The sequence below is a fragment of the Pukyongiella litopenaei genome (assembly GCF_003008555.2).
Taxonomy (GTDB): domain Bacteria; phylum Pseudomonadota; class Alphaproteobacteria; order Rhodobacterales; family Rhodobacteraceae; genus Pukyongiella; species Pukyongiella litopenaei.
Genome location: NZ_CP027665.1, coordinates 453,458 through 478,596, shown reverse-complemented (window position 1 = coordinate 478,596; position 25,139 = coordinate 453,458). Strand labels below are relative to the sequence as shown.

Annotated in this window: 22 protein-coding genes, 1 tRNA gene and 1 pseudogene; 10 read left to right on the top strand and 14 right to left on the bottom strand. The window is 66.8% G+C overall.

Going from position 1 to position 25,139, the window contains the following annotated elements; genetic code table 11:
• Nucleotides 1-17 precede the first annotated feature (17 nt).
• A complete protein-coding gene (locus C6Y53_RS02470; protein WP_106470978.1) occupies nt 18-1,955 on the top strand; it encodes an acyl CoA:acetate/3-ketoacid CoA transferase in 1,938 nt (645 codons plus the stop codon).
• An 8-nt stretch (nt 1,956-1,963) separates the two neighbouring features.
• Here C6Y53_RS02470 and C6Y53_RS02465 read toward each other — a convergent pair whose 3' ends face one another.
• Nucleotides 1,964-2,899 carry an ABC transporter transmembrane domain-containing protein gene (locus C6Y53_RS02465; RefSeq protein ID WP_106470977.1) on the bottom strand — a complete coding sequence of 312 codons (936 nt, stop codon included), beginning with the start codon at nt 2,897-2,899 and terminating at the stop codon, nt 1,964-1,966.
• Between the two features lie 7 nt (nt 2,900-2,906).
• Complete coding sequence (gene ygfZ, locus C6Y53_RS02460) at nt 2,907-3,659, bottom strand: CAF17-like 4Fe-4S cluster assembly/insertion protein YgfZ (RefSeq protein WP_106470976.1); 753 nt, start codon at nt 3,657-3,659, stop codon at nt 2,907-2,909.
• Between the two features lie 93 nt (nt 3,660-3,752).
• Here ygfZ and C6Y53_RS02455 point away from each other — a divergent pair, with 93 nt between their 5' ends.
• Nucleotides 3,753-4,415, top strand: a complete 663-nt coding sequence (locus tag C6Y53_RS02455) for a glycosyltransferase (RefSeq protein WP_342212771.1) — start codon at nt 3,753-3,755, stop codon at nt 4,413-4,415.
• Between the two features lie 2 nt (nt 4,416-4,417).
• Here the strand turns inward: C6Y53_RS02455 and C6Y53_RS02450 are convergent, their stop codons facing one another.
• Nucleotides 4,418-6,274, bottom strand: a complete 1,857-nt coding sequence (locus C6Y53_RS02450; protein WP_106470974.1) for an ABC transporter ATP-binding protein — start codon at nt 6,272-6,274, stop codon at nt 4,418-4,420.
• Between the two features lie 245 nt (nt 6,275-6,519).
• Between C6Y53_RS02450 and C6Y53_RS02445 the strand changes: the two genes are divergently transcribed.
• Complete coding sequence (locus C6Y53_RS02445; RefSeq protein ID WP_106473920.1) at nt 6,520-7,728, top strand: pyridoxal-phosphate-dependent aminotransferase family protein; 1,209 nt, start codon at nt 6,520-6,522, stop codon at nt 7,726-7,728.
• Between the two features lie 6 nt (nt 7,729-7,734).
• On the opposite strand, the gene C6Y53_RS02440 is transcribed toward C6Y53_RS02445, so the two are convergent.
• Together C6Y53_RS02440 and C6Y53_RS02435 are read right to left on the bottom strand one after the other, a co-directional pair.
• A complete protein-coding gene (locus C6Y53_RS02440) occupies nt 7,735-8,853 on the bottom strand; it encodes a pyridoxal phosphate-dependent aminotransferase (RefSeq protein ID WP_106470973.1) in 1,119 nt (372 codons plus the stop codon).
• 44 nt (nt 8,854-8,897) lie between these two features.
• Nucleotides 8,898-9,293, bottom strand: a complete 396-nt coding sequence (locus C6Y53_RS02435) for a YbaN family protein (protein ID WP_106470972.1) — start codon at nt 9,291-9,293, stop codon at nt 8,898-8,900.
• 169 nt (nt 9,294-9,462) lie between these two features.
• On the opposite strand from C6Y53_RS02435, the gene C6Y53_RS02430 reads away from it, so the two are divergent.
• Nucleotides 9,463-10,245, top strand: a complete 783-nt coding sequence (locus C6Y53_RS02430) for a crotonase/enoyl-CoA hydratase family protein (RefSeq protein WP_106470971.1) — start codon at nt 9,463-9,465, stop codon at nt 10,243-10,245.
• 3 nt (nt 10,246-10,248) lie between these two features.
• Here the strand turns inward: C6Y53_RS02430 and C6Y53_RS02425 are convergent, their stop codons facing one another.
• Both C6Y53_RS02425 and C6Y53_RS02420 read right to left on the bottom strand, forming a co-directional pair.
• On the bottom strand, nt 10,249-10,581 hold the full coding sequence (locus C6Y53_RS02425; protein ID WP_106470970.1) for a DnaJ family domain-containing protein: 333 nt from the start codon (nt 10,579-10,581) through the stop codon (nt 10,249-10,251).
• 60 nt (nt 10,582-10,641) lie between these two features.
• Nucleotides 10,642-13,740 (bottom strand): valine--tRNA ligase, encoded by a 3,099-nt coding sequence (locus tag C6Y53_RS02420; RefSeq protein ID WP_106470969.1) that lies wholly within the window; start codon nt 13,738-13,740, stop codon nt 10,642-10,644.
• Nucleotides 13,741-13,936: 196 nt separating this feature from the next.
• Here C6Y53_RS02420 and C6Y53_RS02415 point away from each other — a divergent pair, with 196 nt between their 5' ends.
• The gene (locus tag C6Y53_RS02415; protein WP_106470968.1) at nt 13,937-16,237 is read left to right on the top strand and encodes a xanthine dehydrogenase family protein molybdopterin-binding subunit; all 2,301 of its coding nucleotides are present in this window, start codon (nt 13,937-13,939) and stop codon (nt 16,235-16,237) included.
• A complete protein-coding gene (locus C6Y53_RS02410; protein WP_106470967.1) occupies nt 16,212-17,309 on the top strand; it encodes a DUF2235 domain-containing protein in 1,098 nt (365 codons plus the stop codon). The genes C6Y53_RS02415 and C6Y53_RS02410 overlap by 26 nt, the downstream gene beginning before the upstream one ends.
• Here the strand turns inward: C6Y53_RS02410 and C6Y53_RS02405 are convergent.
• Together C6Y53_RS02405 and metF are read right to left on the bottom strand one after the other, a co-directional pair.
• Nucleotides 17,287-17,784, bottom strand: a complete 498-nt coding sequence (locus C6Y53_RS02405) for a PaaI family thioesterase (RefSeq protein ID WP_425300344.1) — start codon at nt 17,782-17,784, stop codon at nt 17,287-17,289. The two genes, C6Y53_RS02410 and C6Y53_RS02405, sit on opposite strands and share 23 nt — an antisense overlap.
• Before the next feature lie 56 nt (nt 17,785-17,840).
• Nucleotides 17,841-18,710 carry a methylenetetrahydrofolate reductase [NAD(P)H] gene (metF, locus tag C6Y53_RS02400; RefSeq protein ID WP_106470966.1) on the bottom strand — a complete coding sequence of 290 codons (870 nt, stop codon included), beginning with the start codon at nt 18,708-18,710 and terminating at the stop codon, nt 17,841-17,843.
• Nucleotides 18,711-18,802: 92 nt separating this feature from the next.
• On the opposite strand from metF, the gene C6Y53_RS02395 reads away from it, so the two are divergent.
• Nucleotides 18,803-19,708 (top strand): LysR family transcriptional regulator, encoded by a 906-nt coding sequence (locus C6Y53_RS02395; protein WP_106470965.1) that lies wholly within the window; start codon nt 18,803-18,805, stop codon nt 19,706-19,708.
• 17 nt (nt 19,709-19,725) lie between these two features.
• Here C6Y53_RS02395 and C6Y53_RS02390 read toward each other — a convergent pair whose 3' ends face one another.
• Both C6Y53_RS02390 and C6Y53_RS02385 read right to left on the bottom strand, forming a co-directional pair.
• A complete protein-coding gene (locus C6Y53_RS02390) occupies nt 19,726-20,376 on the bottom strand; it encodes a GntR family transcriptional regulator (RefSeq protein ID WP_106470964.1) in 651 nt (216 codons plus the stop codon).
• 43 nt (nt 20,377-20,419) lie between these two features.
• Nucleotides 20,420-21,100, bottom strand: a complete 681-nt coding sequence (locus C6Y53_RS02385; RefSeq protein WP_106473918.1) for a M48 family metallopeptidase — start codon at nt 21,098-21,100, stop codon at nt 20,420-20,422.
• Nucleotides 21,101-21,198: 98 nt separating this feature from the next.
• Here C6Y53_RS02385 and C6Y53_RS02380 point away from each other — a divergent pair, with 98 nt between their 5' ends.
• Both C6Y53_RS02380 and C6Y53_RS02375 read left to right on the top strand, forming a co-directional pair.
• Nucleotides 21,199-21,522 carry a TIGR02300 family protein gene (locus C6Y53_RS02380; protein ID WP_106470963.1) on the top strand — a complete coding sequence of 108 codons (324 nt, stop codon included), beginning with the start codon at nt 21,199-21,201 and terminating at the stop codon, nt 21,520-21,522.
• Between the two features lie 73 nt (nt 21,523-21,595).
• Nucleotides 21,596-21,671: transfer RNA gene (locus C6Y53_RS02375), tRNA-Ala, on the top strand.
• Between the two features lie 526 nt (nt 21,672-22,197).
• Here C6Y53_RS02375 and C6Y53_RS02370 read toward each other — a convergent pair.
• The 3 genes from C6Y53_RS02370 to C6Y53_RS02360 are packed head-to-tail and all read right to left on the bottom strand — an operon-like array spanning nt 22,198 to nt 24,151.
• A complete protein-coding gene (locus C6Y53_RS02370) occupies nt 22,198-23,511 on the bottom strand; it encodes a hypothetical protein (RefSeq protein ID WP_106470962.1) in 1,314 nt (437 codons plus the stop codon).
• Nucleotides 23,478-23,747, bottom strand: a complete 270-nt coding sequence (locus tag C6Y53_RS02365) for a hypothetical protein (protein ID WP_149615445.1) — start codon at nt 23,745-23,747, stop codon at nt 23,478-23,480. Before C6Y53_RS02365 ends, C6Y53_RS02370 begins: the two co-directional genes overlap by 34 nt.
• Nucleotides 23,744-24,151 (bottom strand): site-specific DNA-methyltransferase, encoded by a 408-nt coding sequence (locus C6Y53_RS02360; protein ID WP_106470960.1) that lies wholly within the window; start codon nt 24,149-24,151, stop codon nt 23,744-23,746. The genes C6Y53_RS02365 and C6Y53_RS02360 overlap by 4 nt, the downstream gene beginning before the upstream one ends.
• Before the next feature lie 477 nt (nt 24,152-24,628).
• Here C6Y53_RS02360 and C6Y53_RS21140 point away from each other — a divergent pair.
• Nucleotides 24,629-25,084 (top strand): annotated as a pseudogene (locus C6Y53_RS21140) (IS3 family transposase); the annotation flags it as partial.
• Nucleotides 25,085-25,139 lie beyond the last annotated feature (55 nt).

Below are 25,139 nucleotides of genomic sequence, written 5' to 3'. Positions count from 1 at the left end.
CGGGCCGGGGAGAAGCGATGCGCAACAAGATCATTTCGACCCGGGATGCGGTGCGGCTGATCGCGCCGGGCAATGTCATCACCACATCCGGTTTCGTCGGCATCGGCGTGCCCGACGCGCTGCTCGCGGCGCTCGAGGCCCGTTTCCTGGAAACCGGCGATCCCGGTGACCTGACTTTGCTGTTCGCGGCCGGGCAGGGCGACGGGGCGGACCGGGGGCTGAACCGGCTGGGCCACGAGGGGCTGCTGAAACGGGTCGTCGGCGGGCATTGGGGCCTGATCCCGAAGGTGGCGCAGCTGGCGACCTCCGGGCTGATCGAGGCCTACAACCTGCCGCAGGGCGTGATCAGCCATCTGTTCCGCGACATTGCCGCGGGGCGGCCGGGCACGCTCAGCCATGTGGGGCTGGGCACCTTCGTGGACCCGCGCCAGGACGGCGGCCGGATCAACGATGTCACTACCGAGGCGCTGGTGGAACTGGTCGAGATTGCCGGGCGCGAGCTGCTGTTCTATCACGGGTTTCCCATCGACGTGGCCCTGCTGCGCGGCACCACGGCCGATCCGTCGGGCAATGTCACGATGGAGCGCGAGGCGCTGCTGATCGACAACCTGGCCCAGGCGATGGCGGTGCGCAACTCGGGTGGCGTCGTGATCGTGCAGGTCGAACGGATCGCGGCAAAGGGATCGCTGAACCCCCGCGACGTGGGCCTGCCCGGCCCACTGGTCGACGCGGTGGTGGTGGCGGATCCCGACCACCACATGCAGACCTACGCGACACGGTATTCGCACCTGTTCGCGGGCCGGTTCCGCGCGCCCGAAGGCCCGGCCGACCCGCTGCCGCTGGATGCGCGCAAGATCATCGCCCGGCGGGCGGCGTTCGAACTTCCGGTGAACGGCGTGGTCAATCTCGGCATCGGGATGCCCGAGGGCGTCGCCGCCGTCGCCGCCGAGGAGGGGCTGCTGGATCACGTCACCCTGACCGCCGAACCGGGGGTGATCGGCGGTCAGCCCGCGTCGGGGCTGGATTTCGGCGCCGCGATCAACACCGATGCGATCATTCCGCAGAACGCGCAGTTCGATTTCTACGATGGCGGCGGGCTCGATCTCGCCGTGCTGGGCATGGCCGAGACCGACATGACCGGCAACGTGAACGTGTCGCGGTTCGGCACCCGGCTGGCCGGGGCCGGGGGGTTCATCAACATCAGCCAGAACGCGCGCAAGGTGGTGTTCGCCGGCACGTTCTCGGCGGGCGGGCTGAAGCTCGGACTGGACAATGGCACGCTGCGGATCGCGTCGGAGGGCCGGGCGCGGAAGTTCTGCAAACGGGTGTCACAGATCACCTTTGCCGGGGCGCGGGCCGCCGATGAGGGGCGCACGGTGCTCTATGTGACCGAACGCTGCGTGTTCGAACTGACCCCGGACGGGTTGCGGCTGGCCGAGGTCGCGCCGGGGGTCGATATCGACCGCGACATTCTCGGGCAGATGGATTTCGCGCCGATCGTCGATGCGCCCGAACCGATGGATGGCCGGCTCTTTCGCGACGAACCGATGGGGCTGGCCGGCGACCTGCTGCATCTCGATCTGGACCACCGGTTCGCGCTGGACGAAAACGGCGACCGGCTGTTCATCAATTTCGAGAAACTGCGCATCCGCAGCCGGGACGACCTGGATCGGATCGCGGCGCGGGTGGAACGGATCTGCCAGCCCCTGCAGCGCCGGGTGGACGTGATCGTCAACTATGACGGGGCGCGGGTCGAGGATGACATCGCCGACGATTACGCGGCCATGGTCAGGTCGCTCGAGGACCGGTTCTATGGCGTGGTCTCGCGCTATTCGTCCTCGGCCTTCATGCGGATGAAGCTGGGGCAGGCGCTGGAGCGGCAGACCGCCCCGCATATCTTCGAGACCGGTGAAGAGGCGCGGCAGTATCTGGAACGGCGGTCGCGCCGCGACTGAGAGTGCGTTCAGCGCGGTCCCGCCGGCGTCCCGGTGCCATGGGTGACGATCAGTTCGCGCAGCAGGTCGAACTTGACCCGCGTGGCGCTGACCTGCCGGTAGAACGCGATCAGGAAACTCGTGGGCGCCTGCAGCCGGCCCAGACCCAGCGTGGCGGCCACGACCGTGCCCACATCGGTATCGCCCTGGGTCACCAGCCAGCCGCCCAGCATCAGCACGCTGACGGTGCCGAAGCCGTTGATGGCGCTGACCACGAACTTGGTCGACAGTTTCCACATGAAGATGCGGCGGCGGGTTTCATAGATCTCGTCGAACCGGTCGAGCACATCGCGTTCGGCCTGCTCCAGCTCCGACCTGAGGATCCGGTCGGTGGCGCCGCGCAGCAGCCGGACCCGTTCCGCGATGTATCGGTTCACCTGCCGCTGGGTCATCAGCACGATCAGCACCTGCGGGACGATCATCGCCAGCGCGATCGCGCCCAGCCCCGGCTGGGTGGCGCCGATATAGCTGATCACGCTGAACAGCGTGCCGACCTGCACCACCGGGTCGGCAAAGGCGCCGCCGGTGAACTTGCCCAGCTCTTCCGCCTCGGCCGAGATCGCGGTGGTCAGCGTGCCCGCGGGCGGGCCGCTGCCGGCCGGGCGACCGATCATGTCGGTGTACAGCCGGACGCGCAGCAGGCGGATGATGTCCTCGCCCAGCTTGCCCGAGCGGTATCCCAGCTGCCATTTCAGCGTCAGCGACAACAGGATCACGCCCAGCATGCCCGCCCCCAGCAGCAGCAGCTGATCGAGCGCGAGATGGCCGTCGGTCAGTTCGTTGATGATGTTCTTCTGGAACTCCAGGGGGGCCGCCGCCAGCGCGGCAATCGCCAGGGCCAGCGCGATGAGCACCAGTTGCCGCCGCCAGCTGACCCGCCAGATGATCCGGTACATTTCGATCATGGGTCAATCATGAGCGGTCCGGGTCAAGGCGGCGCAGGGTGGCGTCGCCCGCCTTCAGGTCGCCCCGTGCCCGGTCGAATCGCAGATAGGCGATCGCCCGGCCGCCCGACCGGGTGAACAGCGTGCCGGCGGGTTTGCCGTCGGCGGTGATCGCCGTGCCCGGCGGCGCCGCGCCGTCGATGGCGACGGTGCACAATCCCTTGCGCAGCTCGGTCTTGTGCTTCATTCGCGCGGTGACCTCCTGGCCCACATAGCAGCCCTTGCGGAAATCGACACCGTTCAGCCGCTCGAACCCGGATTCGAGGATGTAGCTGTCAGGCGTCAGTTCGATCCCGGTCTCGGGGATGCAGTGGGCAACCCGGATCGCATCCCAGTCGGTGCCATCGTCGCCGGCCGGGGCGTCCGAATAGCGCCGCCAGCCCAGCGCCGGGTGGCGCGGGTCCGCCAGCGCGCCGTCAGGGGCGGGGCCGGTGCCCCGCTGCAGGTTCAGATCCGTCGGCGCGATGGTCACGTCGGCGCGCAACCGGTACATGTTCAGCCGCTTCAGCAGGTCGTCGGCCAGCGTGTCGGCCACGTCCAGCAGCACCGCCCCGTCCGCGGCGCGGCAGAGAAAGAAATCGGCGATGTATTTCCCCTGCGGCGTCAGCAGCGCCGCGTGCAGCAGCCCGTCCTTCAGCTTGCCGATATCGTTGGTGACCAGCCCTTGCAGGAAGGGATCGGTGTCGTTGCCGGTCAGTCGGAAGATGCGGCGAGAGGTCATGGGGTCGGCTCCTTGAACATGCCCTTCCGTCATATAAGCTGGCCGGTAGTCTTGAACAGAGAAAGAACCGTCCCGTTGCCTGCCGAGATTTCCGTGATCATCCCCACGCTCGATGACGAGCGTGACTTGCCGACCTGCCTGGAGGCGCTGATGGAGGGTCTGCCGGTCGGTCTGATCCGCGAACTGATCGTCACCGATGGCGGGTCGTCGGACGCGACGCGGCAGATGGCGGACGAGGCCGGCGCGCGTGTCTTGGTCGGCACGCCGTCGCGCGGCGGCCAGCTGCGCCGCGCGGGGCAGGTTGCGCGCGGGCGCTGGCTGCTGGTGCTGGATGCCACCACGGCGCCCGATCCCGGCTGGTCCGAAGCGGTGGCCGCGCATGTCGCCAACAGCCAGTCCCCCGCCTGTTTCCGGCTCGGGTTCCAGGGCCGCGGCGCCGCCGCCGCCCTGGTCGCGGGCTGGGCCAATCTGCGGACCCGCCTGTTCGGGTTGCCACTCGGCCAGCAGGGGCTGCTGGTCCGCCGGTCCGACTATGACGCGGCGGGCGGTTTCCCGGACCAGCCGCGGCTCGAGGATGTGGCGCTGGTGCAGGCGCTGAAGCGTCACGGGGCCGGGCGCCCGGTGTTGCTGGCGGTCGCGGCGCGCGCGGCGGTGCCGCCCCGCCTGCGCAAGGGCGGGCTGCGCAATCTGTGGATCCAGGCGCGATGTATGTTCGGGGCCGACCCGGAACGGCTGGCCGCGGCGGCCCGGCGCTAGGTTCAGCCGAACAGCCGCAGCCCCACCCGGCGCAGCCAGGACCCGCCCGAGGCGCTCGCATGATGCGATTGCGACCCGACCGCGGCCGCGCCCTGGGGGTCGACCAGTGTCATGCCGTCCTGGAACTGCAGCCGGTAGAGATCGGCATAGACCCCGCCACGGGCGAGCAGTTCGTCATGGGTGCCTTCATCCACGACCCGGCCGCGATCCATGACCACGATCTTGTCGGCGTTGCGGATGGTCGACAGCCGGTGCGCGATCACCAGCGTGGTGCGCCCGCCCGCCAGCGCGTCGATCGCCTGTTGCACCACCTTTTCCGATTGCGCGTCCAGCGCGCTGGTGGCTTCGTCCAGCAGCAGCACCGGGGTGTCCCGAAGCAACGCGCGCGCGATCACCACGCGCTGGCGCTGTCCGCCCGACAGGGCCGAGCCGCGCGGCCCGACCTGGGTGTCCAGCCCATCAGCCAGCTTGGGCAGGAAATCGGTGATATGGGCCGCGTCGAGAACCTCCTGCAACTGGTCGTCGCTGACATCGGCGCGGCCCAGCAGGATGTTTTCGCGCAGCGTGTCGTCGAACAGCAGCGCCTCCTGGCTGACCACCGAATAGAGGTTACGCAGCTCCGGCAGCGCCATGTCGCGCACGTCCACGCCGCCGACGCGGACCGTGCCTTCCTGCGGGTCCACCAGCCGGGTGAGCAGGTTGAAGATGGTCGATTTGCCCGCGCCCGACGCGCCCACCAGCGCCGTGGTCCGGCCGGCATCTGCATGCAGCGACAGCGCGCGCAGAACCTTTGCGTCGCCATAGCTGAGCGACACGTTGTCCAGGTCGATCGCGGGCAGCCCATTGGGGGGTGATACCGGAGTGTCGGGCGAGGTGAGCAGGATCGGGGCGTCGAACAGTTCCTTGATCCGTTCGAGCGCGGCCGCGGCCGCCTGCCAGGTGCCGCTGATCGAGGCCAGCCGCCGCATCGGGTCGAAGGCCAGGCCGATGGCGGTGAAAAACGACATGAACTGCCCGACCGTCTTTTCGCCGCCGATGATCTCGGACCCGCCGACCAGCAGCACCCCCATGAACCCGATCCCGGCCATGACGTCGATCATGCCGGTGATCGACGCGGTGCCGAACGAGGCGCGGATCTCGGAATGGACGAAGCCGTCCATGCGATCCTGGAACCGCTTGGCCTGGTATCGTTCGAGGTTGTTCAGCTTGATCGGCACGATGCCGTGAAAGATCTCGTCGAGCCGGGTCGCCAGCGCGGCGCCCAGGTCGCGGGCCGCTGCGGCCTTCTTGCGCACATATCGCTGCGCCATGCCGATGGGCAGGAACATCAGCGGCACGCCGACCAGCATCACCAGCGTCCAGCGCCAGTCCACGTTGACCGCGACGCCCAGCAGCACGACCAGCGAAATCAGGTCGCGCCCGGCCCCGGTGATCACCGCGCGCCACACGTCGTTGACCGCGTTCACATCCGACTGGGTGCGCTGGATCAGGAACCCTGGCGGGTGGACCTGGTGAAAGGCCGTGTCCTGCCGGATCAGCCGCGCCAGCAGGTCGCGGCGCAGGTCCGCGGCGGTCAGTTGCGAAATCCGCGTCAGCAGCACCTTCTGCGCCACGCCCGCGCCGCCGCGGACACAGAACAAGACCAGGAACGTCACCGCCACCCAGCCCAGCGCCTCGGCATTGCCGGCCACAAAGACCTGGTCGAACATCGGCTGCATCATGTAGCTGACCGCGCCCACCATGCTGCCTTCGAGCAGCATGAACATCAGGGCGACGCCCAGAGTGCCCATGTGACGGCGCAGATAGCCGCGCCACAGCCAGCCCAGCAGCTCGGTCGAGGATTTCGGCGGTTGGCTCATCTGGCGGAAGGCAGGGCTGTCGCGTGTGGCATGGCCGGTCCGGTGTCGCTTTTCCTTGTCGCGTCCGCGGTCGGTGGCAGGACGGTCGTTGGTTCGTGGCTGGCACAGAGCCGGGATTCGCTTCGCGCCAGTTTAGCGCCGAAAACGCCGGTGTGAAGATGCGGGCGGTGCGTCCTGCCCGCAGGGAATTGACGCCGGGTCGCGCGGCGATACTGTGGCGCCGGACAGCGAAGGAGGCCGGGCTGATGACCGTGCAGGCAATTCGGGCGAAGGGGCGCGACTATCTGGCGATCCCGGGCCCGTCGGTGATACCCGACGCGGTGTTGCAGGCCATGCATCGCCCCGCGCCCAACATCTATTCCGGCGAACTGGTCGAGATGACGCATGGGATGATACCCGACCTGAAACGGGTGGCGGGCACCCGCCACAAGGCCGCGATCTATATCAGCAACGGCCACGGCGCCTGGGAGGCCGCGCTGGCCAACACCATCGCGCCCGGTGATGCGGTGCTGGCGCCGGTGACCGGCAGTTTCGGGCATGGCTGGGCCGATGTGGCGCGGGGGCTGGGCGCCCGGGTCGAACTGCTCGATTTCGGCAAGAGCTCGGCCATCGACCCCGCGCGCGTCGAGGCGGCGCTGCGCGAGGACCGCGCCCACCGGATCAAGGCCGTGCTGGCGGTACATGTGGACACTTCCAGTTCGGTGCGCAACGACATTGCCGCCCTGCGGCGGGCGCTGGACGCCGCCGGTCACCCGGCGCTGCTGATGGCCGATTGCATCGCGTCGATGGGCTGCGACCGGTTCGAGATGGATGCCTGGGGCGTGGATGTCAGCGTCACCGCCTGCCAGAAGGGGCTGATGGTGCCGCCGGGCATCGCCTTCGTGTTTTTCAACGACCGCGCGGCGGCGGTGCGGGCGTCGCTCGACCGCGTCAGCCCCTACTGGGACTGGACGCTGCGGGCCGACCCCGAGATCTTCTACCAGCATTTCGGCGGCACCGCGCCGACCCATCACCTCTACGGGCTGCGCGTGGCGCTGGACATGATCCTCGGCGAGGGGCTGGATGCGGTCTGGGCCCGCCATGAACGGCTCGCCCGCGCGATCTGGGCCGCGTGCGAGGCCTGGGGGCGTGACGGGCCGTTGCGGCTGAACGTGGCCGACGCGGCGCAGCGGTCGCACGCGGTCACGTCGCTGCACCTGCCCTCGCCGCATGGCACGGCGCTGCGCGACTGGTGCGACGCCAACCTGGGCCTGACGCTGGGGATCGGGCTGGGCATGGCCGCCCCCGGCGATCCCGCCTGGCACGGGTTCTTCCGGTTGGGTCACATGGGGCATGTGAACGGGCAGATGATCCTCGGGCTGCTCGGCGGGGTCGAGACCGGGATGCTGGCGCTGGACATTCCCCATGGGACCGGCGCGATCGCGGCGGCGGCCGGGGTGATCGCTCGCGGCTGAGCCGGCTCAGCCCTGCGCCTGGTTGTGTGCCTGCTCCAGCGCATCGGGCAGCGCGGCGGCAAAGGCGTCGAGATCGCCGCTCCGCCCGCAGCTGATGCGGATGCAGCGATCCTGCGGTTGGGCAAAGGGCATCCGGGCAAAGATCCCGCGGTCGGCCAGCCCGGCCAGGACCGCGCGCGCGAACGCCCCGTCGCGCCCGCAGTCGATGGTCACGAAATTGGTGGCCGAGGGCAGCGCCACCAGCCCGTTGTCCCGCGCAATCGCTCCGATGCGGTCGCGGGCGGCGGCGATCTCGCCCCGCACATGGCTCAGCCAGCCGTCATCGGCCAGCGCCGCCAGCGCCCCGGCCTGGGCCACGCGGTTCACGCCGAAATGGTTGCGCACCTTGTTGAAGGCCGTCACCAGCCCCGGCGCCGCGATGCCATAGCCGACGCGTGCGCCCGCCATGCCATATGCCTTGGAGAAAGTGCGGAACCGGATCAGGCGCGGATCGTCGGCGGGCAGGTCGACGGCGGTGCCATCGGGCGCGCATTCGACATAGGCCTCGTCGAGCACCAGCAGGCAGCCGTCGGGCAGCGCCGCCATCGCCGCCACGATCTCGGCCCCGGTCCACCAGCTGCCCATCGGATTGTCCGGATTGGCGAGATAGACGAGCCGCGCATCGGTTTCCGCCGCCTTTGCAAACAGGGCCGCCGGGTTCTCGCGGTCCTCCCTGTAGGGGACCTTGTGCAGGCTGCCCCCGAAACCGGCCACATGGTAGTTGAAGGTCGGATAGGCCCCGTCCGAGGTCACCACCGCGTCGCCCGGCCCGACCGTCAGCCGCACCAGGTATCCCAGCAGGCCGTCGATGCCTTCGCCGATCACGATATTGCCGGCATCGACCCGGTGACGGGCGGCCAGCGCGTGGCGCAGGTCGTGGTTTTCCGGGTCGCCATACATCCAGCAATCGCCCGTGGCTTCCTGCATCGCGGCAATCGCGTCGGGCGACGGGCCAAAGACGTTTTCATTGGCGCCGAGACGCGCGGCAAAGGGCGCGCCGCGCCCGCGTTCCTGGGTTTCCGGCCCGACGAAGGGCACGGTGGCGGGCAGCGAGGCGGCAAGCGGGGTGTAGCGCGGCGTGGTCATGGCGGCAGATAAGCCAAAGCGCCGGTGCCCGGCAAGGCCCCGGATCAGCCGCGCGGCGTGCTGGGCCGGGACAGCACATACCATGCCGCGCCGGTCAGGCATGCCGCCTGGAATGCCAGCACCGGCCATGGCAGGCGGGCCCAGAGGGCGATGCCGGCGGCCAGCCCCATCATCGTGCAGGCGAGCCATTTGACCGGAACCGGAATGACGCCGTTGGCCTCCCAGTCGGCGATGATCGGGCCGAACACGCGATGGCGCAGCAGCCAGCCCCGCAACCGGGGCGATCCCTTGCCGAACAGGAACGCGGCCAGCAGCACGAACGGGGTGGTCGGCAGCACCGGCATCAGGATGCCGATCGCGCCCAGCAGCAGCGCCAGCCAGCCCGCGGCCACCCAGAGCGGCGCGGTGGCGCTTTGCGGTCGTGGTGTCGGATCGGTCACTGGCGGCCTGCCTTTCTGCCTGCATTCCCTAGGCTGACGCAGGGACGAAGTAAATCCCGCGCCGTAGCGCCGTGGCGCGGCTCGCGATGGTGCTTGCCCTCACGTTGCGCTGGCGCGCGGCGCCGCTTCGGGGCAGGTTATGCCCCAACGCTAGATTGGGAGATCGGACATGGCGCGCGTATCCGTCGAATACAAGGATCATATCGCGAGGGTCACCCTGACCCGGGGCGACAAGATGAACGCGCTCGACGACGCGATGGTCAAGGCGATCATCGCCGCCGGGCAGGAGGTCGCGGCTTCGGATGCCCGCGCGGTGGTGCTGTCGGGCGAGGGGCCGAGCTTCTGCGCCGGGCTCGACCTGTCGAGCTTTGCCAGTATGGGGCAGGTCGATCCGCGCGACTGGCTGATGTCGCGGTCTCATGGCGACACCAACGAGATGCAGGAACTGGTGATGGTCTGGCGCCGGGTGCCGGTGCCGGTGATCGCCGCCGTGCAGGGCGTGGCCTATGGCGGCGGGCTGCAACTGGCGCTGGGCGCCGATATCCGCATCGCGTCGCCCGATTCGAAATGGTCGGTGATGGAGATGCGATGGGGTATCGTTCCCGATCTGGGTGGCATGGTGCTGCTGCCGAAACTGGTGCGTTCGGATGTGCTGCGGATGCTGACCTATACGGCGCGGCCGATCGCGGCGGAACAGGCCGAACGCTGGGGGCTGGTCACGCAACTGGCCGATGACCCGCTGGCCGAGGCACTGGCGCTGGCCGGGGAAATCGCGGGCAAGAGCCCGTCGGCGATCCGCGCGGCCAAGCGGCTGATCGAGGTGGCCGAAACGGCGGGCCGGGCCGAGGTGCTGCAGACCGAAAGCGCCGAGCAGGTGGACCTGATCGGCAAGCCCGACCAGATGGAAGTGATCGCCGCCCAGATGCAGGGTCGCAAACCGGTTTTCAAATAGGCGTCAGCGCAGAAAGGCCCGCCGCGCATCGCGAGCCATGTTGTAACGCATTTCCAGATCGGCGATGCGCGCCATCGCCGTCTTTCGTTCGGCCGGGGCCGTGAGCGAGGCAAGCTCGTTGCGGGCGGCCTGCAACTGTTCCTTCAACGCGAATTCCTCGGGTTTTACCCCGGCCTCGGCCATGATCCGCATCCCCGCTGCCAGCCCCGGATCGACCAGCGCCGTTTCGGGGCGGTCGGGCAGGGGCGCGCCTTCGCCCTGAAGCCCCGATAGCTTGCCTTCGGCGCGGGCCTTCAGGATCTGGCGTTCGATCAGGTTGCGAAATGACCGTAGCATGATTTCAAGATAGGCCCCGCCCCTGACGAATGCCAGGGCCGGGGCGCGGGTTCGGGCAGGTCAGGCCAGTTCGGACAGCCGGGCCAGCGCTTCTTTCAGCTTGCCTTCTTCCTCTTCGCGCGCAGCGAGGTTGGCGCGGGTTTCCTCGACCACCTCGGCCGGCGCGGAGGCGGCGAATTTCGGATTGTTCAGCCGCCCGCGCAGCCCGCCCAGTTCTTTGGCCAGCTTGCCCAGCGACTTTTCCAGCCGCGCCTTTTCGGCGTCGATGTCGATGATGTCGGCCAGCGGCAACCCAAAGGTCGCGCCCTCGACAGCGACGGTGATGGTGCCCTTGGGCATAGCCGTGGCCTCGGTCAGGCTCTCGATCCGGGCCAGCCGCTGGATCAGCGCGGCGTTGCGGTCCCAGGCGGCGCGCGCGCGGTCGTCGATCCGGGTCACCAGCATCGGGATCTTCAGCCCCACCGGCACATGCATCTGCGCCCGCGCCGAGCGCACCGCCTCGATCAGCCCGATCACCCAGTTCATCTCGTGATCCGCCTCGGCGTTCAGCAGATCGGCCGGTGCATAGGCCGGCCAGTCGGCATGGACCAGCATCTTGTCGCGCTGGCCCGACAGGCCCCAGAGTTCTTCGGTGATGAAGGGCATGATCGGGTGCAGCAGGACCAGGCACTGGTCCAGGACCCATTTCATCGTCACCCGCGTTTCGGCCTGCGCCGCCGCGTCGTCGCCCTGCAGCAGTGGCTTGGCGAACTCCACATACCAGTCGCAGACCTTGCCCCAGACAAAGGCATAGAGCGCGTTGGCCGCGTCGTTGAACCGGAAGTTCTCGAGCGCCTCGTCGACATCGGCCCGCACGCGGGCGGTTTCGCCGATGATCCAGCGGTTGACCGTCTGCGACGGGTCAGGGATACCGGCGGCTTCGGCCTCGAACACGCCGTTCATCTCGGCAAAGCGCATGGCGTTCCACAGCTTGGTGCCGAAGTTGCGATACCCGGCGATACGCTGCGTGGACAGCTTGAGGTCACGGCCCATCGCCGCCATCGCGGTCAGCGTGAATCGCACCGCATCGGCGCCGAACTCGTCGATCAGGTCCAGCGGGTCCAGCACGTTGCCCAGCGACTTGGACATCTTCTTGCCCTTTTCGTCGCGCACCAGCGCATGCACATAGACGGTGTCAAAGGGCTTCTGACCGACCACCGCGTATTGCATCATCATCATCCGGGCGACCCAGAAGAAGATGATGTCGAACCCGGTGACCAGCGTATTGGTGGGGAAATATTTCCGCAGCGCCTCGGTATCCTCGGGCCAGCCCAGCGTGCCGATCGGCCACAGGCCGGACGAGAACCAGGTATCCAGCACGTCGGGGTCGCGCCAGACCGGGTAGACCAGTTTTGTCGGGTCCTGATCGAGCGCGTATTGTGCCAGGCTCTCGGCCAGCATGTGGATGGCGGCGTGCTTGTCCTCGACCTCGACGATGGCGGCGTGGTTTATCGGCACCGGCGTGTCCGCGATCTCGTCTTGGAATGCGGAACGCACGGCGTCGAAATCATGGGCGCAATGGGCCACTTCGCCGGCATGGACCATGCCGCCCGCGATCAGCAGGCGGTGCAGTTCGACCAGGTCGAGCGACCCGTCGCCCTCGTCGTCGCTGAAATCGGGGGCGGACAGATCCAGCCCGTACCAGACCGGGATCTGGTGGCCCCACCAGAGCTGGCGCGAAATGCACCAGGGCTCGATATTCTCGAGCCAGTGGAAATAGACCTTCTCGTCGCGCTCGGGCAGGATGCGGGTGTCGCCATTGCGCACCGCGTCGATGGCGGGCTGCACGATCCGCGAGGTTTCGACGAACCACTGGTCGGTCAGCATCGGTTCGATCACCACTTTCGAGCGGTCGCCGAAAGGCTGCATGATCGGCTTGTTCTCGACCAGCGGCACCGGCACGCCCTCGTCGCCCAGGACAGTGACGGCCAGCCCCTCGGCGGTGATCTGCTCGACCACGCGCTTGCGCGCCTCGAACCGGTCCAGCCCGCGCAGGTCGTCGGGAACCAGGTTGATCGCGTCGATTTCCTCGACCGACATCTCGCGCCCGGCAATGATCTCCTGCGCCAGCGCGGCGCCCTGGGCATAGGGCGCGCCATCGGTCCGCATCGCCCCGCGCGTGTCCATCAGGCGATACATCGGGATGCCGCCGCGTTTCGCCACCGCGTAGTCGTTGAAATCATGCGCGCCGGTGATCTTCACCGCGCCCGAGCCGAAATCCGGGTCGGGATACTCATCGGTGATGATCGGGATCAGGCGGCGATGCTCCTTGGGTCCGACAGGAATTTCGCAGAGTTTCCCGACAATTGGCGCGTAACGTTCATCTGACGGGTGAACCGCGACTGCGCCGTCGCCCAGCATGGTTTCGGGCCGGGTCGTGGCGATCGAGATATAGTCGCGTTCTTCCTCGAGCACGACGGTCCCGTTCTCGTCCTTTTCCACATAGGTATAGGTCTGCCCGTCGGCCAGCGGGTATTTGAAATGCCACATATGGCCCGCGACCTCGATGTTCTCGACCTCGAGATCGGAAATCGCGGTTTCGAAATGCGGGTCCCAGTTGACCAGCCGCTTGCCGCGATAGATCAGCCCCTTCTGGTGCATGTCGACAAAGACGCGGATCACCGCGTCGTGAAAATTCTGCCCGCCGGGCGTGCCTTCGGGATCGCCCGGCGCCCCGGCCATGGTAAAGGCCTCGCGGCTCCAGTCGCAGGACGCGCCCAGCCGTTCGAGTTGGCCACGGATGTTGCCGCGCGATTTCTGTTTCTGCTTCCACACCAGGTCGATGAAATCGTCGCGGCTGAAATCGGTGCGGCGCTGGTTGGTCTTCTGCAACTCGCGCTCGACGACCATCTGGGTGGCGATGCCCGCATGGTCGGTGCCCGGCTGCCAGAGGGTATCGAACCCCCGCATCCGGTGCCAGCGGATCAGGATGTCCTGAAGCGTGTTGTTGAACGCGTGGCCCATGTGCAGGTTGCCGGTCACGTTCGGCGGCGGGATCATGATGCTGTAGGTTTCGCTGCGCGAGGCATTGGCCCCGGCGGTGAAACAGCCGGCGTCTTCCCAGGCGGCATAGAGCCGGCTTTCGGCCTCGGCCGCGTCAAAGGTCTTGTCCATCGCCATTGTCGTCATGTCCCGTGAACTTGTTGCGGTCCTGCCTTAGCCAATGACGCGGGAAAGGAAAAGGCGGCGCGGCGTGGAAACAGGTCACCATCCGCCGACAGGCGGGGTTCGGGGCGGGGCGCGGGGCAACCCGGCGAAGGCTGGACATTGATCCCGTTCCGGCTAGGCTCGCCGCACATGCCATGCGGGGGATCAGATGGAGAAGTTCGGCCAGAGCCAGCCGGTACGCCGGGTCGAGGACGCGCGGTTCCTGACCGGGCAGGGGCGCTATGTGGACGATATCGCGCCCGAAGGGGCGCTCCATGCCGTGTTCCTGCGCAGTCCCGTGGCCCATGGCGAAATTGCCGGGATCGATCTTGACGATGCCCGCGCCGCCGAGGGGGTGCATCTGGTGGCGACGGTCGCGGACATGGAGGCCGCGGGCATCGACATCTCGCTCGATGCGGTGCTGGTCGACAATCGCGACGGCACCCGCGCCGCCGCGCCGCTGCGGCCGATGCTGGCCCGTGGTCGGGTGCGCTATGTCGGCGAGGCGGTGGCGGTGATCGTGGCGGATACGCTGCACCAGGCCCGTGATGCGGCCGAACTGATCGGGCTGGAGATCGATGAACTGCCCGCGCAGATGGCGCTGGAACCCGGCGAACTGCCGATCCATCCCGACCTGCAGGACAACCGGGCCTTTGACTGGGGCATGGGCGACGAGGCCGCGACCGCGGCGGCCTTTGATGCCGCGGCCCATCGGGTGGCCCTGCGGGTCGATGACAACCGCATCCATGTCTGTTCGATGGAGCCGCGCGGCTGCTATGCCGAATGGGAAAACGACCGGCTGCATGTTGCGTTCAACGGGCAGGGGGTCTGGGGCATGAAGGACCTGCTGATCCGGAAGTTCGGGCTGGCGGCCGGGCAGGTGCGCGTGACCAACCCGGATGTGGGGGGCGGATTCGGCATGAAGGGCGCGCCCTACCCCGAATATTTCGCCGTGGCCCATGCCGCGCGGGTGCTGGGACGCCCGGTGCGCTGGATGTCGGACCGGACCGAGGCGATGCTGACCGATCATGGCGGGCGCGACCTGACCACGCTGGCCGAACTGGCCTTTGACGGTGATCTGCGCATCACCGCCTACCGGGTGCGGACCCATTGCAATCTCGGCGCCTATAACAGCCCGTTCGGACAGATCATCCAGACGCTGCTGTTTTCCCGCGTGCTGACCGGGGTCTACGACGTGCAGACGTTCTGGATGCGGGCCGAGGGCTTTTACACCAACACCACGCAGGTGGATGCCTATCGCGGCGCCGGGCGGCCCGAGGCGATCTATGTGCTCGAACGGATCATGGACCGCGCCGCGCGGGACCTGGGCGTGGACCCGTGGGACCTGCGGCGGCGGAACTTCATTCCGTCCGACCGTTTTCCCTACAAGAGCGCGACCGGCGAGACCTATGACGTGGGCGATTTCGACCGTGTGCTGAGCCGCGTCGCCGACACCGCCGATGCCGCCGGTTTTGCCGCCCGGCGCGAGGCCGACGCCGCCCGCGGCCTGCTGCGCGGGCAGGGGCTGTGCTATTATATCGAGAGCATCCTGGGCGATCCGTCCGAAGGCGCGAGGGTCGAGTTTCACGAGGACGGCACGGTCAGCATCTATGTCGGCACCCAGTCGAACGGGCAGGGGCACGAAACCGTGTTCGCGCAGTTCCTGTCGGACCAGACCGGGATCCCGGCGGACCGGATCAGGGTGGTGCAGGGCGATTCGGACCTGATCGAACAGGGGGGCGGCACCGGTGGATCGCGGTCGGTCACCACCCAGACCAACGCGACGCTGGCAACAGTCGAGGTGATGGTGGCGGCGCTGGCGCCGTTTCTGGCCGACAAGATGGGGGTCGCGGCCGACGCGGTCACCTTCGACGATCAGACCTTCCGCGCGCCGGGGTCGAACCTGACGCCCACCATGCTGGAAGCCGCCGACATGGCCCGCGCCGACGGGCGCACGGATCTGCTCAGCCACCAGGCGCGGGCCACGCTGCCCGGGCGCAGCTATCCCAACGGTGCCCATCTGGCCGAGGTGGTCGTCGATCCCGAAACCGGCGCGGTCCGGGTGGACCGCTATGCGGTGGTCGACGATTTCGGCAATCTTATCAATCCGCTGCTGGCCGAAGGCCAGGTGCATGGCGGGGTGGTGCAGGGGCTGGGGCAGGCGCTCTGCGAACGGGTCGTGCATGACGGCGATGGCCAGATGCTCACGGCATCGTTCATGGACTACGCCTTGCCGCGCGCGGCCGACGTGCCCATGATCGGGTTTGCCTCTGAACCGACGCCGTCGACCGCCAACCCGATGGGAATGAAGGGCTGCGGCGAGGCCGGCACCGTGGGGTCGATGGCGGCGGTGGCGAATGCGGTGCAGGACGCGCTGTGGGATCGCGGCGTGCGGCAGGCGGACATGCCGTTCACGCCGCAACGTGTTTGGGACATGCTGAAGGATGAACCTGTCACGGCTGAAATCTAGGCTGCTCGGATGGCTCGCGCGGCCGCTGCGGTCCGAACATTCGGCCGCAACCGCGACGCGCGGGCCACGCGCCCATGTGATCATCCTCGACGGGACCATGTCGTCGCTCGAGCCGGGATATGAGACCAATGCCGGGATCACGTTCCGCCTGTGCTGCGAGGCCGGCGGCCCGGTGTCGGTGTTCTATGAGGCCGGCGTGCAGCTGACGCATTGGCGCGTCGCGCCGGATGTGTTGATGGGGCGCGGCATCAACCGTCAGATCCGCCGGGCCTACGGGTATCTCGCCTCGCGCTATCGGCCCGGCGACCGGATCTACCTGATGGGTTATTCCCGCGGCGCCTATGCGGTGCGGTCGCTGGCGGGCGTCATCGACCGGGTCGGGCTGCTGCGCGCCGAACACGCGACCGAACGCAACATCCGCACCGCCTACAGGTATTATCGCGATGCCGGGGACAATCCGCATGCCGCGACCTTTTCGCTGGCCTTCTGCCACGACGACGTGCCGATCGAGATGGTCGGCGTGTGGGATACGGTAAAGGCGCTGGGGATGCGGTTGCCGTTCCTCTGGAAACGGGCCGAGCGGGATCACGGGTTCCACAACCACGAGCTGGGCGCCGGCATCCGCAACGGGTTTCACGCGCTGGGGCTGGATGAAACCCGGCAGGTCTTTACCCCGGTGCTGTGGACCTGCCCGCCGGGCTGGCGCGGCCATATCGAACAGGTCTGGTTCCGGGGCACCCATGGCGATGTCGGCGGGCAGCTTGCGGGCTACGAATCCGCGCGGCCGCTCGCCAACATTCCGCTGGTCTGGATGCTGGAGCGCGCCGAGGACTGCGGTCTGCCACTGCCCCGGGGCTGGCGGGCGCGGTTTCATCAGGATGTCAACGCGCCCTCGGTCGGAACCTGGGGCGGATGGGGCAAGATTTTCCTGCTGCGTTCGCCGCGCCTGGTCGGTCGCGACAGCAGCGAGCGGCTGCATGAAAGCGTGTCCCCCGATCATGCGCCCGCCATTGCCGCGCCGTTGCTGAACCGGTCGCGAACGGCAGGCGTCAGCGGCGCGACATCGGCATGACGATGCAGGTGGTCGAACCGGTGGCATAGAGCCGGCCGTCATCCAGCCCCCGGATCTCGCCATGGGCGATGCCGGTGGACCGGCCGACATGATCGGTCACCCCGATTGCCGCGACATGGGTGCCGAGCGGCACGGGCCGAATGATATTCACCTTGTATTCCAGCGTCGTATAGGTCGTTCCCGCGGGGATCTTCGTCATCACCGCACAGGCCATCGCGCTGTCCAGCATGGCGCCGTACCAGCCGCCATGCACGGTGCCCGCCGGGTTTGTCACGCTGTCATCGGGTATGCCGCGGAACTCGGCGCGACCGTCCTCGACCTTGTGAATGTGAAACCCCATGAGCCGCCCGATGGCCGGGCCGGGCAATCCGCCGTCGATCATCGCCTGCAACGCCTGCAGCCCCGACAGCGACGGCGCGTCTTTCATCGCCTCATCGCCGGGGCCTTCGCCGGGTATAGTGCCGGGAACATTCATGTCGACCTCCCTGCCGTCTGCGAGAACGCTAGCGGCAGGGCGGGGTCTGGCAAGGGTTACGCTACGTTGCGCAGCTCGGCGTTCGGCGTGACGCCCAATGCGTGACACACATCGCGGGTCAGGTCGGGGCGGTTGAGCGTGTAGAAATGCAGCGTGTCCACGCCGCCGTCGATCAGGTCGCTGCACAGCTCGGTGCACACCGCCACCGACAGCAGGTCCTCGCGGTTGTCGCGCTGGGCGGTTTCGAACGCGGCCTCGAGCCAGGTCGGGATATGCGTGCCGCACCGGCGGGCAAAGTTGCGCGCGCCTTTCCAGTTCTCGATCGGCAGGATGCCCGGCGTGATCCTGGAGGCGTCGATCCCGGCCTTGTCGCAGGCATCGCGGAACCGGAAAAAGGTTTCCGCCTCGAAGAAGAACTGGGTCAGCGCCTCGGTCGCGCCGGCATCGAGCTTGGCCTTGAGCCACTCCACGTCCGCACCGGCACTGGAAGCTTCGGGATGAATGTCGGGATAGGCGCCGACGCGAATGTCGAACCGGCCCATCGCCGCCAGCGCGCCGATCAGCTCGACCGAACTGCCGAAGCCTTCGGGATGGGGGACGAACTGGCCGCTGCCCTTGGGCGGGTCACCGCGCAGGGCGACGATCTCGGTGACGCCCGCCTCGGCATAGTCGCGGGCGATGGCCAGCGTTTCCTCGCGCGAGGCGTTCACGCAGGTCAGGTGCGCGGCCACGTTCAGCCCGGACGATTTGTGCAGCGTCGCGACCGCGTCGCGGGTCAGGTCGCGGGTGGTGCCGCCAGCGCCGTAAGTGACTGAAACAAAACGGGGTCCCAGCGGTGCCAGAACCTGAACCGTATCCCAGAGGCGGAACGATGCTTCCAGCGACTGGGGGGGGAAAAACTCGAACGAAATCTTCGGCGGGGTCATATGCGGGTCCTCATCTGCACGCCACTTGTCGCATGATCGGAAACGTGAGACAATTTCATATATCTCAACAACAACATGAGCAGGGCAACAGGTTGCATATCGAGTTTCGTCATCTGCGCACGATCAAGGCCATTCACGAATGCGGCGGGCTGGCCCGCGCCGCCGAGCAGCTGCACATCACCCAGAGCGCGCTGAGCCACCAGATCAAGGGGCTCGAGGACCAGGCCGGGGTCGAGTTGTTCGTGCGCCGGTCCAAGCCGATGAAACTGTCGGCGGCGGGGCTGCGGCTGCTGCGCCTGGCCGATCAGATCCTGCCCCAGGTCGAGGCGATGCAGGCCGAGTTCTCGTCGCTGCGCGACGGGCGCACCGGGCGGATGCATATCGCGATCGAATGCCACGCCTGTTTCGAATGGCTGTTCCCGGTGCTCGAAGCGTTCCGCAAGACCTGGCCGGATGTCGATGTGGACATCCGCCCCGGCCTGGCCTTTGACGCGCTGCCGGCGCTGCAGAAGGAAGAGGTGGATCTGGTCGTTTCGTCGGACCCCGAGGATATTCCGGGCGTCGAGTTCGTCGAACTGTTTGACTATGCGCCGGTCTTCGTCGCGGCCTCGACCCATCCGCTGGCGGCGAAACCCTTTGTCGAGGCCGAGGATTTCCGGGGCGAAACCCTGATCACCTACCCGGTGGAACGGTCGCGGCTGGACGTGTTCAGCCAGCTCCTGACCCCGGCCAAGGTCGAACCCGAGGCGATCCGGCAGGTCGAACTGACCGCGGTGATCCTGCTGCTTGTCGCTTCGAACCGGGGGGTTGCCGTGCTGCCCGACTGGGTGGTGCGCGAGGTCAAGTATTCCTCGGACTATGTAACGCGCCCGCTGACCGGCAAGGGGCTGACCCGTCGGCTCTATGCGGCGGTGCGCGGCGAGGACCGCGACAAGCCCTTTGTCGCGGATCTGATCCGGCTGGCCCGGTCCGAGGCCCGGCGGCTGCAGGCGGCATAGGCCCGCCAACCGGGGCGTCAGGTTGTCAGCATCCGCAGGCCCTGGGTCACGTCCGAGCGCACCGCGATCCGCAGCCCCGGCTCGTCTCCGGCCTTGAGTGCGGCGATGATCAGGCGGTGATGCTGCGGCGGCTCGGTGCGCCGCAGCCGCCCATAAAGCGCCCGCATCGTCGGCCCCAGTTGCAGCCACACCGTTTCGGCCATCGCCAGCATCGCCGGTGCCTGCGCCCGCAGGTAGAGGGTGCGGTGAAATTCGAGATTGATGCGGATATAGGCCACCGCGTCGCGGCTGCGAATCGCCTCGGCAATCGGCGCGTTGATCGCCTGCAGCCGGTCGATCAGCGCGATATGCGCGCGGGGCAGGGCGCGGCTGGCCAGTTCGACCTCGAGCAGGGCCCGCAGCGCCGCCAGTTCCTCGATGCGCTCGTTGCTGAGCTCGGGCGTGGACACCCGGCCCGAGGAGGACAGGAACAGCGCGCCTTCGGCCACCAGCCGGCGCACCGCTTCGCGGGCGGGGGTCATGGACACGCCGTGGTCGCGCCCGATCCCGCGCAGCGTCAACGCCTGGCCCGGCGCGATCTCGCCATGCATGATGCGGGACCGCAGGGTGCGGTAAACGCGGTCATGGGCGGCGGCGGGGGTGGCTTCGGTCAGGCGCTGCGGGGTCATGCTGCGTTTGTGATCACGAATGTCCAAGTGGGTCAACCTGTCCTCAGAAACGATAGCGGTGCAGATCGTGACCATTGTCGCGCAGCCAGCGGCGCTCGGCCTCGTAAGGTCCGTAGAGCCGTGCGACCGTGGCCCAGAAGGCGGGCGAGTGGTTCATCTCGGCCAGATGCGCCACTTCATGCGCGGCCACATAGGCCAGAACCGGCGGTGGCGCCAGCGCCAGCCGCCAAGAATAGCTGAGCGCGCCAGCGGAGGAACAGGACCCCCAGCGGGACCGCGTGTCGCGCAGGGTGAGCCGCGCATAGGGCCGGCCCAGCGCGGCGGCGTAGCGGTCCGACGCCGCCACCAGCCGGTCGCGGGCCAGCTGCTTCAGGAACGCCTGAAGCCGCGCGCCGGGCCGGTCCGCCGGCACCCCGATCTGACCGGAGGCCCGCTGAACGCGGCGCCCGGTCGCCGTCACGACAAGGTGCGGCTCACCCTCGATGGGGATCACCGCGCCGGGCGCCACCTGCACCGCGTCGGGCCGGTCGGCGAGATGGCCGCGGATCCAGGCTTCCCGCGCACGGGCGAAATCCATCGCCTCTGATTCGGGCACGCCCGCCGGCAGGGTCAGCGTCACCCGCCCGTCCAGCCGCGATACCCGCAGGCTGATCCGCCGCGCGCGGCCCGACCGGCGCAGAACCAGCGGCACCGGGGGCGGGCCGGGCAGGATGTGATCGGCCATCTCGGGCTCCATTCGCCAAAGGCTTTGACAGTCCCGGCGTCCTATGGCAGTTGGCCGGAATCGTCGATTAGACTCAGCAGATATTCGAGGGGATAGCCATGCCCAAGGAAGAATGGGGCGTGAAACGTGTCTGCCCGACCACCGGCAAACGTTTCTACGACCTGAACAGGAACCCGATCGTCAGCCCCTATACGGGCGAGGCGGTCGAGATCGATACCGGCAAGAGCCGGATGATTGCCGCCGATTCCGAGGACGCGGCGACGCTCAAGGCAAAACAGGCCCAGGGCGGCGATGACGTGCTGGACGACGATGATGACAACATCGACGTCGATCTGGGCGATGACGTGCTGGATGACGATGACGACAACGACGATGTGTCGCTGGACGAGATCGCCGATGTTTCGTCCGAGGACGACGAATAAGATCATTCCCGCCGGGCCGGATTTTTTCGCTTGATCCCGCCCGGCGATGCGCCTATTCAGCGGCGCACGGTTCGGGGCCTTAGCTCAGTTGGGAGAGCGCTTGCATGGCATGCAAGAGGTCAGGGGTTCGACTCCCCTAGGCTCCACCAAAATACCTTGAAAACATTGGGTAATTTAGAGGGCGTGTGTTTCTGCCCCTAATGTGCCCCTAATATTGCGCCGATAGGGTGGGGCATTGATGAGTCCCGGGTATTCCAACCATGTGCCGGAATGTCGCACCCCTTGCCGCCACGCCCCCCCGGCCTATCCCAACGCCGGGCCGGAAATTCTTACATACCCCGCACACAAAGCGCGGCATTTCTGGACTTTCTGACACAGCAGTCAAACCAACGCGCGGCGAGGAAACTGAATGTAACGTTGCGCAGACGATATGAGGGGGCGCAGCGGATCAATCGGCGCGTAGGGGCTGGTATGTTGCTGCTATGGGTGATTCTTGCCGCGCCCCTCTGCCACTACGGTTGAGGCTTGCCCTTGAACACCTATGCGCCGGTCCCATCATCCGGTGACAGGCAAAACATTCCATATCGTGAATACGTAGTATTCCGGCGATGCCGGGGCGGCGGTGGGCAATCGGGCCTGCCGCCAACTCTCGGGCATCGTCAAAGGATGTGCCCCTTACAGCAACCCGTCGAAACTCAGTTTGAAATCCGCGTTGGTCTGCCCTGTCTCGTTGAAGAACGGCAGGCCAAGAACGGTGTAATCGCGGCCTTGGAAAATGGTTTCAAGTCTGGCTTCGGTCTTCACCTGTGCCAGGAAGTCCTGTTTCCAGTCGTCTTGAGGGCGCAGGTGATCGCCTTTGGGTTCGATGAATAGCTGCAAGATCGTGTTGGCGCTTTGGTTTTTCTTGCGCAAAAACAGAACGAAGTCGGGTTCAAAGGCGCGTCCGGTGTCGAAGTCATACAACTTTACCGCCTTCTCGTTCCGCAGCAGGTAAAAGTCGTCATACACGCTCCGCAACCGGGCTTCTTGATCGTGCAGATACTTGATGAAGTGCTTTTCCTGGTCGGTGCCAAAGCTGTCGTCATAGACGTGCCAGTCCTTGCCGCTCAGGTTAATTTGGTCCAGTCCGGGCACGTTGCTTTCGCCCCAGCTTCGCCCGGTTTCGCCTTCGATGCGAAGTTTCAGCACCTTGTCGGTGAAGCGGTCCTTGATTGGATAGGGCTTGAAATCCCTGGTGCCGACATACTCGACGCTTTCCCGTTTCACGCCGCTTTCGATCTGGTGCAGAACGTATTGCGCGATGTCCAGTTTCTGCCGCGCGGTCAGGTTGTCCAGGTCGTCGGACAAACCGCGCACGCTCACAGTGACGCCACCCAGATAGGTATCTGCGCAGACAAACTGTGCGGCGCTGCCGAGTTGCGGGAAGTAGGCACGCAGGTTGCCGAAATGGAAGAATTCGTTGGCGTCCATTGCAAAGCCCAGAATGGCCTTGCCGAATTCAGACAGCTTGAAGTCGCGGGCCACGGGGTCCGTTGCGTTTGGCGTCAATGTCAACTGGCCACCGCCAAAGGCAGAGGCTTCCGTCACCCGGCCGGTCATCAGGTTGGGATAGGCGAAGGATCCTTCGATCCTGTAGGCGTCCAGCCCTGCCACACCGTTGCGCGGGTTCTTCACCCGGTCGTTCACCCAGACATGATCCCGCTCATATAGGTCGGTTTTCTTGAAGCTGTCCTTGAGCCGCAGCCGCACCGTCCGTGCGGTTTCGTCCAGCATCCCGGTTTGGCGGAGCGCGTTGCGGATGTCCTGGACATACTTGGGGTTGTGGGAACAGTGATAATGCAGTTCTTCCAATATGCGCAGGGGCGTGTCCACGGCACTGTCATACTTGCGCTTTTCCCGCGCCGCCTCGGGCTGGTCCGGGGCCATGAACGGGAAATACCGCGCCCCGCGCCCGATCAACTGCGCTTCTGCCATCGTGGTCTTGCCCACCTTGCTGGCCTTGCCGCGCGGGTGTCATAGAGGCGCACAATGTCGAACAAGTTGAGCACGTCCCAGCCTTCGTTCAGCTTATCGACGGCAAAGATCACCCGTATCTCGTTGTCGCGGTCTTCAAGCGCGTTCAACTCGATCTGCCGGTTTTCCAAATCCTTGGGGTTGTTGACGTTCACCACCTTCTCGGCGGCAAAATCGCCCTGTAGCTCACGGGCGAAATCCGCACCGGTCATGGCGCGTTCGTCCATGATGAAGGCGAAGGCCCGCGAAAGCGTCGCATCGCCCTCAGAGGCCGCCCTGAGCGCGTCCAGGCCAGCACCACGCCCTGCGACTGGCTCAGGTAATCGCCGCGCCCATCGGTCAGGCCGATGCGGTTCTTGAAGGCTGTGTAGCTGTCGGGCAGGAAGGCCTTGTTGGACACGAAGTCCTGAAACTTCACCTTGTCGAAGACCAGCGCGCCCGCCACCTCGGTGAAGAAATGCGCCTTGATCGTGTCGGACTGCATCAGCAGTTCCAGCAGCCGCGCATCCATGTTCAACGCCGCCTCGATCACCGCATTCTTGAGGATCGCCCCATCCGAGATGAACGCCTGTTCGGCCTGCAAGAGCGCAGTCAGGTCTTCGAGTAGGTTTTGCATGTTACGGTCCCCGGAGTGTTCTTTCCTTTCGATCTCAGGGAATTCAGGGGCGTTGTCAAACCAATGGCGCTTGGGGGGCTGCGGCGGTGCTGGCGAGACAGCATCATTGATCGCGTCATTGGGCCGAGATGGTGCAGTCGCTCCGCCTGGGGCACGGTGCAGCCCGGACAGGTGTTGTCCGGGCTGCGGGTGCGCCGCGCGGCTGGGCCTGTGGGGGCCGGCCGGCGCCCGTGCGCTCTACTTGCGGGGTTTCGGGGGCTTGGGCATCCGTTGCAACGCCGCCTGAAACGCGGCGTCGCCCCGGACGGTCCGCCAGACGGCGCACAGGCTGTGGGTATCGTCCTGCGCGGGTTGGGAATAGGGGGCACATGGTGTTCGTCGTCACGCACGGGCACCAGCCACCTGCGGCCCGTGTGCATGGCTTCCCATGCCTGCCAGCCTTCGGGCAGCATGTCCGAATATCCGTGCGCCATCGCGCGCAATCCCCAGCTTGCCTCGGACCGCACCAGGCAGGATGCTGTGGATATTGAGAAAATCAAGGCAGTCCACGGCAAGAGCCGGGGCCGTTATGGTGCCCGCAAGATCTGGCACCAGCTTCGGCGCGATGAGCACGACATCGCGCGTTGCACCGTGGAAAGGCTCATGCATCTTCATGGATTGCAAGGGGTTGTGCGGGGCCAGAAGAAGACAACCATCCCCGATCCAGCGCAGCCTTGCCCTGATGACAAGGTCAACCGGCAGTTCGTGGCTGCCATGCCCGATCAGCTCTGGGTGTCGGACTTCACCTATGTGTCGACATGGGCGGGGATGGTCTATGTGGCCTTCATCATCGATGTCTTCGCCCGCAAGATCGTGGGCTGGCGCGTCTCGACCTCGATGACGACAGGCTTCGTGCTGGATGCCCTGAACCAGGCCATCTGCCAGCGATGCCCAACAGGCGGCGGGTTCCAACTCAGCCGGGCCTTGCGTCCTTTGGACTGCCGTGCGT